Origin of the sequence: Gordonibacter sp. Marseille-P4307, assembly GCF_900604965.1 — a bacterium.
GTDB lineage: Bacteria > Actinomycetota > Coriobacteriia > Coriobacteriales > Eggerthellaceae > Berryella.
In genome coordinates this window covers 1460193-1473328 of record NZ_UWPD01000001.1, presented here as the reverse complement: position 1 = coordinate 1473328, position 13136 = coordinate 1460193, and the positions used below count along the sequence as shown (strand labels likewise).

15 protein-coding genes are annotated in these 13136 nt (G+C 61.5%); 12 read left to right on the top strand and 3 right to left on the bottom strand.

What is annotated here, in order from left to right; genetic code table 11:
* The first annotated feature begins 120 nt into the window (after positions 1–120).
* Both EIH26_RS06745 and EIH26_RS06740 read left to right on the top strand, forming a co-directional pair.
* Positions 121–1659 (top strand): VWA-like domain-containing protein, encoded by a 1539-nt coding sequence (locus EIH26_RS06745; protein WP_124061444.1) that lies wholly within the window; start codon positions 121–123, stop codon positions 1657–1659.
* Between the two features lie 80 nt (positions 1660–1739).
* A complete protein-coding gene (locus EIH26_RS06740; RefSeq protein WP_124061443.1) occupies positions 1740–3245 on the top strand; it encodes an ATP-binding protein in 1506 nt (501 codons plus the stop codon).
* 54 nt (positions 3246–3299) lie between these two features.
* On the opposite strand, the gene EIH26_RS06735 is transcribed toward EIH26_RS06740, so the two are convergent.
* Positions 3300–3698, bottom strand: a complete 399-nt coding sequence (locus EIH26_RS06735) for a (deoxy)nucleoside triphosphate pyrophosphohydrolase (RefSeq protein ID WP_124061442.1) — start codon at positions 3696–3698, stop codon at positions 3300–3302.
* Between the two features lie 93 nt (positions 3699–3791).
* Between EIH26_RS06735 and EIH26_RS06730 the strand changes: the two genes are divergently transcribed.
* The 4 genes from EIH26_RS06730 to EIH26_RS06715 all read left to right on the top strand — a co-directional run bounded on the left by EIH26_RS06730 (position 3792) and on the right by EIH26_RS06715 (position 6210).
* Positions 3792–4244 carry a peptidylprolyl isomerase gene (locus tag EIH26_RS06730; RefSeq protein WP_241152800.1) on the top strand — a complete coding sequence of 151 codons (453 nt, stop codon included), beginning with the start codon at positions 3792–3794 and terminating at the stop codon, positions 4242–4244.
* Between the two features lie 133 nt (positions 4245–4377).
* Entirely contained in the window at positions 4378–5211 is an 834-nt protein-coding gene (locus EIH26_RS06725) for a hydroxyethylthiazole kinase (RefSeq protein WP_124061441.1), read from the top strand.
* 3 nt (positions 5212–5214) lie between these two features.
* On the top strand, positions 5215–5517 hold the full coding sequence (locus tag EIH26_RS06720) for a thiamine-binding protein (protein ID WP_124061440.1): 303 nt from the start codon (positions 5215–5217) through the stop codon (positions 5515–5517).
* A 3-nt stretch (positions 5518–5520) separates the two neighbouring features.
* Positions 5521–6210, top strand: coding sequence for a thiamine phosphate synthase (locus tag EIH26_RS06715; protein WP_124061439.1), 690 nt, complete (start codon positions 5521–5523; stop codon positions 6208–6210).
* Between the two features lie 17 nt (positions 6211–6227).
* On the opposite strand, the gene EIH26_RS06710 is transcribed toward EIH26_RS06715, so the two are convergent.
* On the bottom strand, positions 6228–6677 hold the full coding sequence (locus EIH26_RS06710; RefSeq protein WP_124061438.1) for a chorismate-binding protein: 450 nt from the start codon (positions 6675–6677) through the stop codon (positions 6228–6230).
* Positions 6678–6694: 17 nt separating this feature from the next.
* On the opposite strand from EIH26_RS06710, the gene EIH26_RS06705 reads away from it, so the two are divergent.
* The 6 genes from EIH26_RS06705 (at position 6695) to EIH26_RS06680 (ending at position 12379) form a co-directional block, all read left to right on the top strand.
* Complete coding sequence (locus EIH26_RS06705) at positions 6695–7420, top strand: DUF554 domain-containing protein (protein WP_124061437.1); 726 nt, start codon at positions 6695–6697, stop codon at positions 7418–7420.
* A gap of 88 nt (positions 7421–7508) precedes the next feature.
* Positions 7509–8102 (top strand): cysteine hydrolase family protein, encoded by a 594-nt coding sequence (locus tag EIH26_RS06700; protein WP_124061436.1) that lies wholly within the window; start codon positions 7509–7511, stop codon positions 8100–8102.
* 112 nt (positions 8103–8214) lie between these two features.
* Positions 8215–9162, top strand: coding sequence for a metal ABC transporter solute-binding protein, Zn/Mn family (locus EIH26_RS06695; protein ID WP_241152799.1), 948 nt, complete (start codon positions 8215–8217; stop codon positions 9160–9162).
* Entirely contained in the window at positions 9155–9820 is a 666-nt protein-coding gene (locus EIH26_RS06690) for a metal ABC transporter ATP-binding protein (RefSeq protein ID WP_206424695.1), read from the top strand. Before EIH26_RS06695 ends, EIH26_RS06690 begins: the two co-directional genes overlap by 8 nt.
* A complete protein-coding gene (locus EIH26_RS06685) occupies positions 9817–10608 on the top strand; it encodes a metal ABC transporter permease (protein ID WP_124061435.1) in 792 nt (263 codons plus the stop codon). Before EIH26_RS06690 ends, EIH26_RS06685 begins: the two co-directional genes overlap by 4 nt.
* 10 nt (positions 10609–10618) lie before the next feature.
* Positions 10619–12379 (top strand): hypothetical protein, encoded by a 1761-nt coding sequence (locus EIH26_RS06680; protein WP_124061434.1) that lies wholly within the window; start codon positions 10619–10621, stop codon positions 12377–12379.
* Between the two features lies 1 nt (position 12380).
* Here the strand turns inward: EIH26_RS06680 and pstB are convergent, their stop codons facing one another.
* On the bottom strand, positions 12381–13136 hold the full coding sequence (gene pstB / locus EIH26_RS06675; protein ID WP_124061433.1) for a phosphate ABC transporter ATP-binding protein PstB: 756 nt from the start codon (positions 13134–13136) through the stop codon (positions 12381–12383).

Sequence of the window (13136 nt, the reverse complement as noted above, 5' to 3'; positions counted from 1 at the left end):
AGCTTACATGCGTTACGTGCATGTGTTACATTTTCATCATACATGATGTACGTTTGTTTCCGCTCGGCCCTCACCTTGCGTGACGGATGCCGACTTTACGGTGAAAGCGACAGGTGACGCATGGCGACTGAGACGGTCGAGGCGCTTGCGCTGCAGGCGTTCGAGCTTTCGAGGCGCGAGGTTCTGGTGCACCTTCGGTTCCTGAACGGCGCATCCAATCTTTTACGGCCTTTGGCGGTGCGCGGCGGCTCGCTGGCAACCGACGGGACGCATATCCGGTTCGACCCCGTCGATTTGGCGCGGTCGTATGCCCAAGACCCCGGATCGGTGGCGCACGCCTACCTCCACGTCTTGCTCCACAACGTCTTTCTCCACCCTTATGCGGGGGAAGGGGTCGATCAGCGGTGCTGGGACGCAGCCTGCGATATCGCGGTCGAGAAGGCGATAGCTCAGCTTAACCTGGGGGGATCGGTAACCCAGGATGCCGATCAGGCCCATATCCTCGCTTCGCGTTCCGAGCTTCTGTCTGCGACCACCGCCGAAGCGCTCTACCGCGCGCTGAAAGATGCCGCGCTTACGACCGACGAGCTCGACGAGATTCGCGCCCCGTTCCTGGTGGACGATCACAGCCCCTGGCATCGCGTGGTCGTCGAGGAGGGCGAGCGAGGCGCTTCTGAGGATGGCAGCGTATCGGAAGGCGACGCCCGCTCGGGCGAGGCGGCTGTCGGGTCGGGTGAGAGCGGAACCGACATCGACATACCGGAGGAGGCCGCCGACAAGGAGAAATCGCACGCTTCTCATCGGGGCATGGCGCCTGAAGACATTCAGCAGAAAGAAACCCCCGAGAACGCGGCCGTTGCCGAAGGGGAGCGCCTTGCCGACACGATCAACCTCGACCGGTCTCGCGAGCAGTGGGAAAATGCCGCGCTCGAGATGGGCGTGCAGATGGATTCCTATCTGAAGCTGTGGGGAACCGAAGGCTCGAACCTGTCCATGAACCTCGATATGGTCACGCGCAAGCGTCGCAGCTATCGGGAGTTCCTGCGCAAATTCACCACTCAGGGCGAGCATATTCGCGTGAACGACGACGAATTCGACTACGTGTTCTACTGCTACGGGCTTAACCGCTACGGGAACCTTCCGCTTATCGAGCCGTTGGAATACGTGGAGGAGCGCCGCATTCGCGACTTCGCGATCGCGATCGACACCTCGGCTTCGACCAAAGACGGCCTGGTGCGCCGCTTCCTTGAAACGACGGCCAGCGTTTTGGGAAACGAGGACAGCTTCTTTGCGGACTTCAACGTCTTCATCATCCAGTGCGATGCCGCCATCACCGACGTTGCCCGCATACGCAATGGGCGCGATCTGGATGACTATCTCGATAGGCTGGAGATCAAGGGATTGGGCGGCACCGATTTCCGACCGGTTTTTTCTTACGTGGACGGCTTGGTGGCGACGGGGGAGGCTCCCGATCTGGCCGGCTTGCTGTATTTAACCGACGGGTTCGGCACGTATCCGTCGAAGGCGCCCGACTACCAGACGGCCTTCGTGTTCGTCGACGAGGAATCGGCGGCCGCCGCAACGGTGCCGGGGTGGGCCATGAAGGCCGTTCTCGAAGACGAGCAGCCCTTCGGGTTCAGGCGAAGGCCCCCGAAGTAGGACGCTTCGGCGGATTACGCGGTTCGGGCCCGCGGTGCGGGCGCATCATCTCGATAAACAACGGGACAAGGAGTTCTCCTATGGATATCAGGCAGGCGAAAGACCAAATCAAAAACGCCATGACGGCGTACTTCTCGAAGGACGGATTCGGCAACTACCGTCTCCCGATCGAGCAGCAGCGCCCGGTGTTTCTCATGGGCGCGCCCGGCATCGGCAAGACCGCCATCATCAAGCAGATCGCGCAAGAGCTCGAGGTGGGCTTCGTGTCGTATTCGATGACCCACCATACGCGCCAAAGCGCGCTGGGCCTGCCCTTCATCACGAAGCGCACGTACGGCGGCGTCGAGTACGACGTATCCGAATACACCATGAGCGAGATCATCGCCGCGGTGTACGACGAGATCGAGCGCTCGGGCAAAAGCGAGGGCATCCTGTTCCTCGACGAGATCAACTGCGTTTCCGAAACGCTGAATCCGGCGATGCTTCAGTTCCTCCAGTACAAGGAATTCGGCCGCCATCGCGTTCCCGACGGATGGATCGTGGTTACGGCTGGAAACCCCGCGGAATACAATCGCACCGCGCGGGATTTCGACATCGCTACTTGGGACCGACTCAAGCGCATCGACGTCGAACCCGATTTCGACGCGTGGCATGCTTACGCGGTCTCCGCGGGCGTGCATCCGGCCGTGCTCACCTACCTCGATATCGAGCGCGACCATTTTTACCGGATGGAAACCACGGTCGATGGCGTGTCGTTCGTCACCGCGCGCGGCTGGGACGACCTATCTTCCATGTTGAAGCTGGCTGAAGAGCAGAGCATCGCCGTGGACGACCTTTTGGTGTCGCAGTACCTTCAAGACGAGACGGTTGCGCGGCGGTTCGCTGCCTACTATGCGCTTTTCACCAAGTACCGCTCCGACTATCAGGTCGATCGCATCCTGTCGGGCCAGGCGGGCGAAGATTTGGTGGAGCGCGCTCGGGAAGCGTCGTTCGACGAGCGCGTTTCGCTGATCGGGCTCATCACCGACGCGCTCGATCAGTCCGTGCGCACAGCGACGCTGGAAGAGAAGGCCATCGCCTTTCTGCACGGGAAGCTCGCCGAGCTGCGCGACGGCGCGGATGCCGATGCGGATATGTCACGGGAGCTTTCGCGGATCGCGGCGGAGCTGTCCGATACCTCGCGCAGCGAGCGCGCGGCGGGTGTTTTGTCGGGCGAGCGGTATTTCATTTACGAGCGGGCGGTGCAGCTGATCGATCGGCTGATGTCCGATGCCGCACAAGGGCAGCCCCTTTCGTTTGAACGCGTGAAAGGGTTGTTCTCGCAGATAGTCGATAACCTCGAGGCTCGCATCGACGATGCTTCCCGTTCCCTCGAGGGCGCCTTCGGATTCGTCGATGCCGCGTTCGGCGACGATCAAGAGATGCTCATGCTGGTTACCGACCTATCGGTCAGCCGCTACGGCATGGAGTTCATCAACGAGCACGGATGCGATGCGTATTTCGAGCACAACAAGGCTCTGAGATTCTACGAGCGCGGAAACGATCTCGCCCAGCGCATCGGTCGCATCGATCTGGACGCAGAGTAGCCATCCTCGGATGCGCGCGGCAAGGCGTTTCGCGCGCATCCGGGCTCGTCCGCTTCAACGGACGAGCCCGTCTTGCTTTATCTGCTCGATAAGGTCTACGTCGGCTTCGACCCAGTCGAGATCTCCCAGGGCGTCGGCATCGGCCCAAAGCGCACTGCGGTGTTCGACCAGGCTGAAGGTCGGACTTGCGAGCCGGGTGCGGTAGCAGCGCATGCGCAGGTGAAAGTCTGCGTAGTCGTGCTCGACGACGCAGTACAGGCCGTCGATCTCGATATCGGCGTCCAGCTCTTCGCGTATTTCGCGCGCAAGGGCGGCTTCGGGTGTTTCCCCGGGCTCGATCTTTCCGCCGGGAAACTCCCATTTCCCCGCGAACGCGCCGTGCCCGCGCTGGGCGGCAAGGACGGTTCCGTCTCTGAGGATGAGGGCACAGACCACATCGAGAGTTTCATTCATCGGGCACTCCTTTCTATCGCCTGGCAGCATACTCCATACGGCCGGCGGCGTGGTATGGTGATCGATGAAGCGTAGCGGCGGAAAGGGGCGCGCATGGAGACAGACGGCTTGTCGACCGATAATTCGGGCATGATGGTCACGGTGGCCTACAGAGGTTTTTTCGACGACGGTTCCGTGTTCATGGAGGTGGGGGAAAGCGCCCCCATCAGCTTTCCCTGCCTCGACGGATGGATGCCCCCGGCGTTCATCGACACCGTGCGCACGATGGTTCCGGGCCAAGTTGAAACCGTGCACGTCGGGGCGGACGAGGCGTACGAACAGCATACCGACGAGCGCGTTAAAACCGTGCCCCGCTCGGGTATTCCGAAAGGCGTGCGCCTGGTTGTGGGGGAGATGGTGAATCTGGTGACCCCTTCGGGGCAAACCTATCCCGCTCGCTTGATCGAGCTGACCGAGGACAGCGCCGTTTTCGACATGAACCACGAAGCCATATGCAAGGCGTTGAACTTCGAGATCCGCCTGCTTGCCGTGGAAGAGCTGTGCTGACATCGCAGGTTCGTTTCGGTGCACTTCGCCGGAAGCGCCCCGATCGAACCGCCCTCCGTTTAGGCGCCCGCCGTCTTTCGGGATCATGGTAAAGTCGGTACCGATATCAGCCTGACCGAGGGAGGTTTTCCGCATGACACGTTCAGAATTGGCGCTTCGCGTGGCCGAGACGGTGGAGAAGACGAAGGCGTCGTGCCCGCTGGCGGGATCCATCACCAACGCCGTCACGGTGAACCTGGTCGCCAACGCCCAGCTCGCTGTCGGAGGATCGGCGGCGATGGTGAACTTCGCCGACGAGGCGGAGGGCCTGATCGAAGTCGGCGGCGCCTTTTATGTGAATATGGGCGCCCTTTTCCCCGTGCATGCCGAAAGCATCCCGAAGGCCGCTCGCGCTGCCTGCGATCGGGGAAAGACCCTGGTGCTGGACCCGGTTGGCATCGGCTTGGGAGAGGTTCGCACCCGTATCCTTCTCGATTTGAAATCTACGCGTCCGCTTGTCGTGAGGGGAAACGCCTCGGAGATCATCGCGCTTTCTCGCCTATGGGAGCTCGAGCTTTCCGCAGGCGGTGCCGGTCCGCGCGGAGTAGATGCCTCAGACGAGGTTGAAGACGCTTTACCCGCAGCGCTTGCCCTGGCCCGCTTTACCGGTGGCGCCGTGGCGGTTTCGGGGGCGATCGACCTTGTGACCGACGGGTCTCGGATCGTGCGTTGCGGCGGCGGGAGCCCCCTCATGACGAAGGTGACGGGAATGGGGTGCTCGCTGGGCGGGGTGGTGGCCGTGTACGCGGCGCAGGCCGATCCGTTCACAGCTGCGCTTACCGGTGTGCTGGCGTACAACCGTGCGGGTAGGCGGGCTGAAGCCATCGCGGATGCCCCCTCGTCGTTTCAGGCGGCGTTCATCGACGAGCTGTATCGCGCAACCGGGAAAGACGTTGCCGCGCAGCCTTTCGAGCTTGAGGAGGTTTAAACCGTGAACACGCTGGTTGCCGTGGCAATCGCCCCCTTCGGTGTGGGTGACGAGCTGTCTTCGGAGGTGGCCGAGGTGGTGCGGGTGATTCGCGCTTCGGGCCTTCCGAATCGAACGTATTCCATGTTCACCGAGATCGAAGGCGAATGGGACGAGGTTATGGATGTGGTGAAGCGCGCTACGTTCGTGTTGGCGGAAAAGGGCATTCGCACCGAAGTGGTTTTCAAGGCCGATATCCGTCCGGGTTTCTCGAAGATGATGGGTGCCAAAGTCGAGCGGGTGGACGATATCCTGAAGGGGCGATAAGACATGCGCGAGAAGCTCGATATATCGGCCTATCTGGTGCTGGGGCCCGAAAACGTTGTCGGTCGATCGGTCGGCGACGTCGTGTGCGCTGCGGTTTCGGAGGGATTTACCTGTATCCAGGTTCGCTCGAAAGTCTGTTCTGCACGCGAGCTGATGGCATGCACGGCCGAGGCGGCCGCCTCCATCGCACGTTGCGGGGCGGAGGAATCGGTTGCGCTGTTGGTTGACGATAGGCTCGATGTGGCGCTTGCCGCACGCGAGGCGGGTGTGAAGGTGGACGGCGTGCACGTTGGGCAAAGCGACGTCCCTGTCGAGGTTTGCCGCGCGTTTCTGGGTGCCGACGGAATCGTCGGCCTGTCTGCGCGTCCCGACGAGATGCTCGAGTACGTGCGGACCGCCGATGTTTCGTGCGTAGACTATTTCGGCGTCGGTCCCTTGCACGAAACCGCCACCAAGCCCGATTGCGGATTGGATGAAGGCGGAAGCGTCATCGTTAAGACGCTGTCGGAGATAGAAGCGCTGGTTTTGGCCAGTCCGGTTCCCATCGTGGTCGGTGGGGGCGTGAAACGAGACGACCTCGCGGCTCTCAGAGATACGGGCGCGGCAGGGTTTTTCGTGGTGTCCGCCGTGTGCGCTGCGGACGATCCCGCCCGCGCCGCCGCCGAACTCGTTTCGACGTGGCGCATGGCTTAAGGGTCCCTGACGGGTAATCAGATCGCGTCGATAAACTTAAACGGGTGGTAGAGCGCACTCAGGACATCGGCGACATCCTCTTCAGGTGTAGCCCCCCGTTTTCGGGTGCCTTTGATGGGCCTGGTTTCCATGGTCGAACCATCCGATTTCACGAAGCGCTCCATCGACGAGCACAGAACCTTCCAAGAACCCCCGTCGAGGTAGGCGCTGTAGGGCGCGGGAGAGCTTTCGCGCAGAATGCGATAGGCTGCGCGGGGATCCCAACCTGTTCTCACCCTTATCCTCTGGGTGAGGTTTCCGACGTAGGTATATCCGCGTTCGATGTAGTGCTTGAGGTCGGATACGGCGCGCTTGTAGTCGCTTCCCGTGATAGCGCACTTGGGCCGCAACCGCAAAGCGCCTGAAGGCAGCTGGCCCCTTTTCCCGGGATCGTCCTCTTTTTCACGTTTATACTGGCCTGGCTGCATATTCGAAAGGAGATCCCATGCCCGGATTGGGAACGGTTGTCAACGTGGTTGCGATCATCCTCGGCGGCGCGCTGGGCGTAGCTGTGGGGGATCGCATGTCTGCGCAGATGAGAGCTTCGCTTTTGTCGGCAAACGGAGTGGCGGTCATGTTCATCGGATGCTCAGGGGCGCTGGCGGGCATGCTGTCGATTCAAGGCGGCTTTCTGGTTTCGGGTCGTGCTATGCTGGTGGTGGGATGCGTGGTGGCCGGGGCGTTTCTGGGAGAGCTGGCGAATCTCGACGGGTTGGTCGCGCGCTTCGGAGAATGGCTGAAGGACAAGAGCGGCAATGCAAAGGAACAGCGCTTCGTCGAGGGGTTCGCGACCGCGTCCATGACGGTGGCGGTCGGGGCGATGGCGGTCATCGGAGCGGTGAGCGATGCGCTGTTCGGCGATCTGTCCATTCTCGCTACCAAGGCGGTGCTCGACTTCGTCATCGTCATGGCGATGGCTTGCTCGCTGGGTCGGGGATGCGTGTTCTCGGCGGTTTCGGTGGGCGTCGTGCAGGGAGGAGTTACCATTGCGGCCTTGGCGGCGGGTCCGTTCGCGACGCAAGCCGCACTGGCGAATCTCGGCCTCGTCGGCTCCATCCTCATATTCTGCGTGGGCGTGAACCTGGTGTGGGGCGATAAGATCAAGGTGCTGAACATGCTTCCGGCGCTGATACTGGCTCCGCTTGCCGCGCTGTTGCCCGTCGCGCTGTGAGGGATCGGCGCTTCGATTCGCACGCAGGAGGACACACCGATAGAGTTCGAGAACCGAGGGTTTTTGTAGGAAGGGGAGTTGAGGACACATGGCGTACGTACCCAAGCCCATGGATACGGCATGGCAGCAAGAGTCGGGGGTCGATCTAGGTAAAACGGCGGTCATCGTGGTCGATGTGCTGGGCGGCTCGGAGGGCACCCTGCCGGTTTTGGAGGATATGGCCGCGTGCTGCGTCGGCATCGTCGAGGCGGCGCGTTCGAAAGGCGTCCCGGTCGTGTTCGCCTGCGATGCCCATCTTCCGGGAATCGATCGCGAGTTGGAGCTGTGGGGCGACCACGGAGTTGCCGGTTCGGAGGCAGCGAAGCCCCTTGATGCATTCGGGGTGCGGGATGGCGACTACATCGTGCCTAAGCGGCGCTACGACGCCTTCTTCCAGACGGATCTCGATCTGACATTGCGCGAGCTGGGCGTCGATACGCTGGTTGTTGCGGGGTGCGACACCAATATCTGCGTGATGCACACGCTTGCGGGCGCGTACTTCCGGGGGTACCGCACCATCGTTGCCGCCGAGGCCACGGCGACGTTTCTGGTGGGCGATCAGCAGGCGGGCCTTGCGTACTTCACGCGCTGCTTCGACACGCGCGTGGTGTCGGTCGAAGAGGTTCTTGGGTTTTTCGCATAATTTAGCTTCAATCGAGGGGTGACGAACCCGCCGATTGGTGTTAGTGTCTTCTGACAAATATGAAAAGAGCGTTCAAATTCATTTTGAGCCACGTATCTGTTAGGAGAAAACCGTGCGAAACAAGCTGTTCAAGCCGACGGTCGCCGCTCTGGCGGCCTTCGTGTTCGCGTTCTCGCTTGCGGGGTGCGCCAAGGCGGGGACATCGGGAGATATGGGGAGCGGCCAGGGTAGCGCCGCAAAGCCCGTCGTGTACACGACGTTTTTCCCGGTGACCGACCTCACGTCGCGCATCGTCGGCGACAAGATGGAAGTCAGAACCATTATCAAGGGCAATCAGGAGCCCCACGATTTCGAGCTGCAGACAAGCGATCGCGCCGAGATCTCGAAGGCCGATCTTATCGTGTTCAACGGGGCCGGCATGGAGGGCTTCATCGACGATCTGCGCGATGCCGTGGGCGACCAGGGCAAGTTCCTCGATCTGTCGCAGGGCCTCACGCTGCTCCAGAGCAAAGAGGCCGCGGGCGCCGACCACGCTGCCGTGAATCCCCATACCTGGCTCAGCGTTAAGAACGCTCAGGTGGAGCTGAAGTCCATCTGCGAGAAGGTAAGCGCGATGGACCCTGCCAACGCCGCATACTACCGGGGTAATCTCGAGGCCGCCCAGGCCGAGTTCAAGGTGCTTGACGAGCGGTTCGAATCCGAGCTTTCGTCCGTTTCCGCCGAAAAGCGCTATTTCGTCGCCTCGCACGCGGCCTTCAACTATCTGGCCGACGACTACGGCTTGAAGCAGGTTGCGGTGACTGGCATCTCACCCGAAGACGAGCCGTCCGCCAGTCAGCTGGCCACTATTTCCGACTTCGTTAAGCAGCACGGTATCAGCACCATCTTCTTCGAGGGAACGGCCACGCCCAAAGTGGCCGAGACGCTAGCTCGCAGCACCGGGACTCGGACTTCGACGCTCTACACCATGGAGCGCCTGACCGACGAAGAGGCGGCACTGGGTTACCTGGGCCTAATGGAGCGCAATCTCACCAACCTGATGGAATCGTTCGGTGAGTAGCGCGCTGGAAACGGTCGGCCTGAGGTTTTCCTACGACGACGAGCCGATGCTCGAATCGGTTTCCCTCTCGATCGCCGAAGGGGAGTTCGCAGCCATCGTCGGAGACAACGGAGTCGGAAAATCCACGCTGATGAACCTGGTTTTAGGGAACCTTACCCCTAACGCGGGAACCATCAGGTTGTTCGGCGATTCCATCGAACGGGACGACCATCACGCCGACATCGCCTACGTCTCTCAGGACGCGGTGCGCGGATACCGTGGCTTTCCGACCACCATCGAAGAGCTTGTGTCTGTCCATTGCGCTCATCTGAAGTCGAAGGCGAGCATCGGCGATCTGCTGGCGCTCGTCGGCCTCGAGGGCCAGCGCGGGCGCGCTTTGAGGGAGCTGTCGGGCGGGCAGCTGCAGCGCGTGGGCATCCTTGCTGCGCTGATCAAGAACGCCCGCCTGATTCTTTTGGACGAACCCACAACGGGGATCGACCGGTCGTTTTCAGCCGAACTGTACGGCATCCTGCGCAGGCTGTGCGACGAAGGGCGGACCGTGGTGATGATCACGCACCATCTGTCCGAAGCCGTCCCGTTCATCGATCGCGCGCTGCATCTGTCGGATGGACGCGCAAGCGAGCTGGATCTTTCGAAGGTGGGAGCGGATCTATGAACCCCTTCGATTACGACTTCATGCAGCGCGCCTTCGTCGTCGGAACCGTGCTGGCGGTGGTCTTGCCGCTCATCGGGCTTCCCATCGTGCTCAAGCGCCTTTCGATGATGGGCGACACGCTGTCGCATTCGTCGCTTGCGGGCGTGGCGGCGGGTTTGTGCTTTGGATTCAACCCGCTTCTCGGCTCGGTGGCTGCGTGCGTTGCGGCGGCTCTGTGCGTGGAAGCCGTCAGGTCTCGGCTGCGGTCGTATCAGGAGATATCGACGGTCGTCGTGCTGGCGGCCTCTATCGGGCTTGCCGGTATCTTCAGCAGCTTCGCCGGAGGGGGAAACGCCATCGCCGGCTACCTATTCGGCTCCATCGTTACCATCAGCGACCTGGAGTTCTGCCTGGTTTTGGTTGTGGCGGCGGTTGTGCTGGCTGTTTACCGGGTGCTGTACCGCAGGCTGTACCTCAGCGTGTTCGATGCGGGCTCCGCGCGCCTTCTCGGTATCGATCAGCGCGCTTTAAACTTCGCGTTCGCGCTGATCGTTGCCCTTTCGGTGTCGATTGCGGCCAAAACCATCGGCTCGCTCATCGTTTCGTCCATTCTCGTTATCCCGGCGATCTGCGCGATGCAGTTCGCCCGTACCTATCGGGGCACGTTGGCCCTGTCGGTCGCATTGTCGGTCGCATTCGTGTACGCGGGGCTCATCGTCTCGTATTACGGAAATCTTCGACCCGGCTCTGTGATCGTCCTCATATCGGTAATCAGTCTTCTTGTGGCTTTGTTCGCAAAACGAAAGTAAGGAGCTTTCTATGAAGAGAACGAAGGCGGCCCTCGGAGCCGTTGCAATTCTGACGGTCTCGGTGACCACGGGCGCTCTCGCGGCTACCGGCGCGCTTACGGGCGACGAGGCATCCCGCAGCGCCCAGCAGGTGCTGGCGGCCTCAGCCGGGGACGAGGCGCCCGGTGCGCATTCTGCCCCGACGTACAAGACGGACGAGACCACCGAGGTTCTGCTCGATGCTGAGGTGTCTTCTGACGAAATCGTCAAGATCGTCAAGCACGGAGATCATTGGCACGTGTTCACCAAAGACGGCCGGGAGATCATCACCTACACCGATCCCAGCAAGGCGGGCAGTGCCGCTAACCTGGGATCGACCGCAAACGTCGTATCCGTCAGCCAGCTGAAGTCCATCGCCAGCAACGGGGTCGTGCGCATCCTGAAGCACGGCGACCACTACCACATCTACACCGCGGACGGGCGCGAGTTCATCACGTACGAAGATCCCAGCGCGCTGTACCCCGGCATCTCGATCGGCACGTATACCGGCAGTCACGGCGGCCACGGAGGCGCGTCGGGCGGCTCGTGGCACCGAGCGGGTTACGGCCCGGGCGGCAGTGCAGGCAGCGGGGGATCAAGCGCGGTTCCCGGAATCCCGCATGTGGAGCCGGCGCCCGTGCCGGGCGGCCCCCAGCTTCCCTTCGTCCAGGTGGTTTCCCTTGCCGATTTGGCAAAGCAGCCCATCGTGAAGATCCTGAAGCACGGCGACCACTACCATGCCTACACCGCAGACAACCGCGAATTCATCACGTACGACAACCCCTCCTCGGCATTTCCGCACATCAAGATAGGGGAGTACAAGGGCAATCATGCGGGCGGCAACGCCGGAACCAAACCGGCCAAGCCGGTAAAGCCTATCAAGCAGGATCCCAACGATCCCAAGCGCGTGGTGAAGATCGAGCATCACGATGACCATTGGCACATCCACCGCGCGGATGGCACCGAAGAGGTAACGCATACCGATCCGAGCGAGCTGTACCCCGATATCAAGATCGTCGAGTACGATGAGAACAGGGGCTCCGGCTCGATCAAAGAGGACGAGCGCTTCACCTATGACGAGGTGGAGGCAAAGCTGATCGTCCCGCTTGAGTACATCACCTACGGAAACGTCACCCACACCACCGGGTTCGACCACGAGCGCCAGCGCTTCATCATCCCCCATCACGACCATTACCATTACGTTTCGATCGACACCATCATCTGGCTTTCCGAGGATCCCGGTTACTTCCACGGCTATACGGCCCGTCAGGTGGTGGCCACGCTGAAGTACCTCGTGCTGCATCCCGAGTCCCGGCCCAAGGGCAAGAACGGATGGGGCAGCGATGCCGAAGTGGGAAACGCGAGCGGATCGGACAACGGGAATCAGGGGGAACACGGAAACTCGGGCGATGACCGAGCCGATGACGAGGTCAAGACCGTCGTGCGCATCGTGAAAGAGGCCAAGTGCTGGGTTCTGTACTACAGCAACGGAAAAACCGAGATCGTCTTCAAAGATCCCAGCAGTCGCTATCCGGGCGTGAAGGTGGAGGACTCCGCTAACGCGGGCGGCTCTGCCGGCATGACCGACGATCAGATCATCGAGAAGGAGGCATCGGTTCCCGAGGCGGCCGACCGCGTCGGGAACCCTGCGGCACCCGAGGTACCCGAAGCCTCCGATTCCGGCAAGGCTGTAGAGGGCTCTCCCTCGGCGCCTGCCGAAAATCCGGATCCCGCCGCGGGGTCCGCACGTTAGATCAACCGAAGCGTCCCGAAACGTAGTCGAGGGTGCGCTGGTCTTTCGGGTGGTTGAACAGCGCGTCAGTCCGATCGAATTCGACCAGCTCGCCCAGAAGGAAGAAGGCGGCGTTGTCGGACACCCTGACGGCCTGCTGCATGTTGTGGGTTACCATAACCACGGTATAGCGGGCTTTCAGGGTTCCGACCAGGTTTTCTATCTGCTCGGTGGAAATGGGGTCCAGCGCGCTGGTCGATTCGTCAAGCAGCAGCACCTCGGGTTCGACCGCCAAGGCGCGGGCGATGCACAGGCGCTGCTGCTGCCCTCCGGAAAGCCCGAGTGCGTTTTTGCTCAGCCGATCCTTCACCTCGTCCCACAGCGCGGCGGCCCTCAGCGATCTCTCCACGATGTCGTCAAGATCCCGCCGCGCGCGCACCCCGTGGATGCGCGGTCCGTATGCGATGTTGTCGTAGATGCTCATGGGGAAGGGGTTCGCTTTCTGGAACACCATGCCCACGCGCTTGCGCAGTTCGTTCACATCGGTTTTGGGCGCGTATATGTTTTCACCTCTGAACAGGATCTCTCCTTCGATGCGCACACCCTCGATCAGATCCTGCATGCGGTTGAGCGTCCTTAAGAAGGTGGACTTGCCGCATCCGCTCGGCCCGATGAGGGCGGTCACCTCGTGTGCGGGCACGTCGATGCACACGTCTTTGAGCGCATGCTGGTTTCCGCCGTACCACAGGTTCAATCCGTTTATCTGGAACGCATCCAT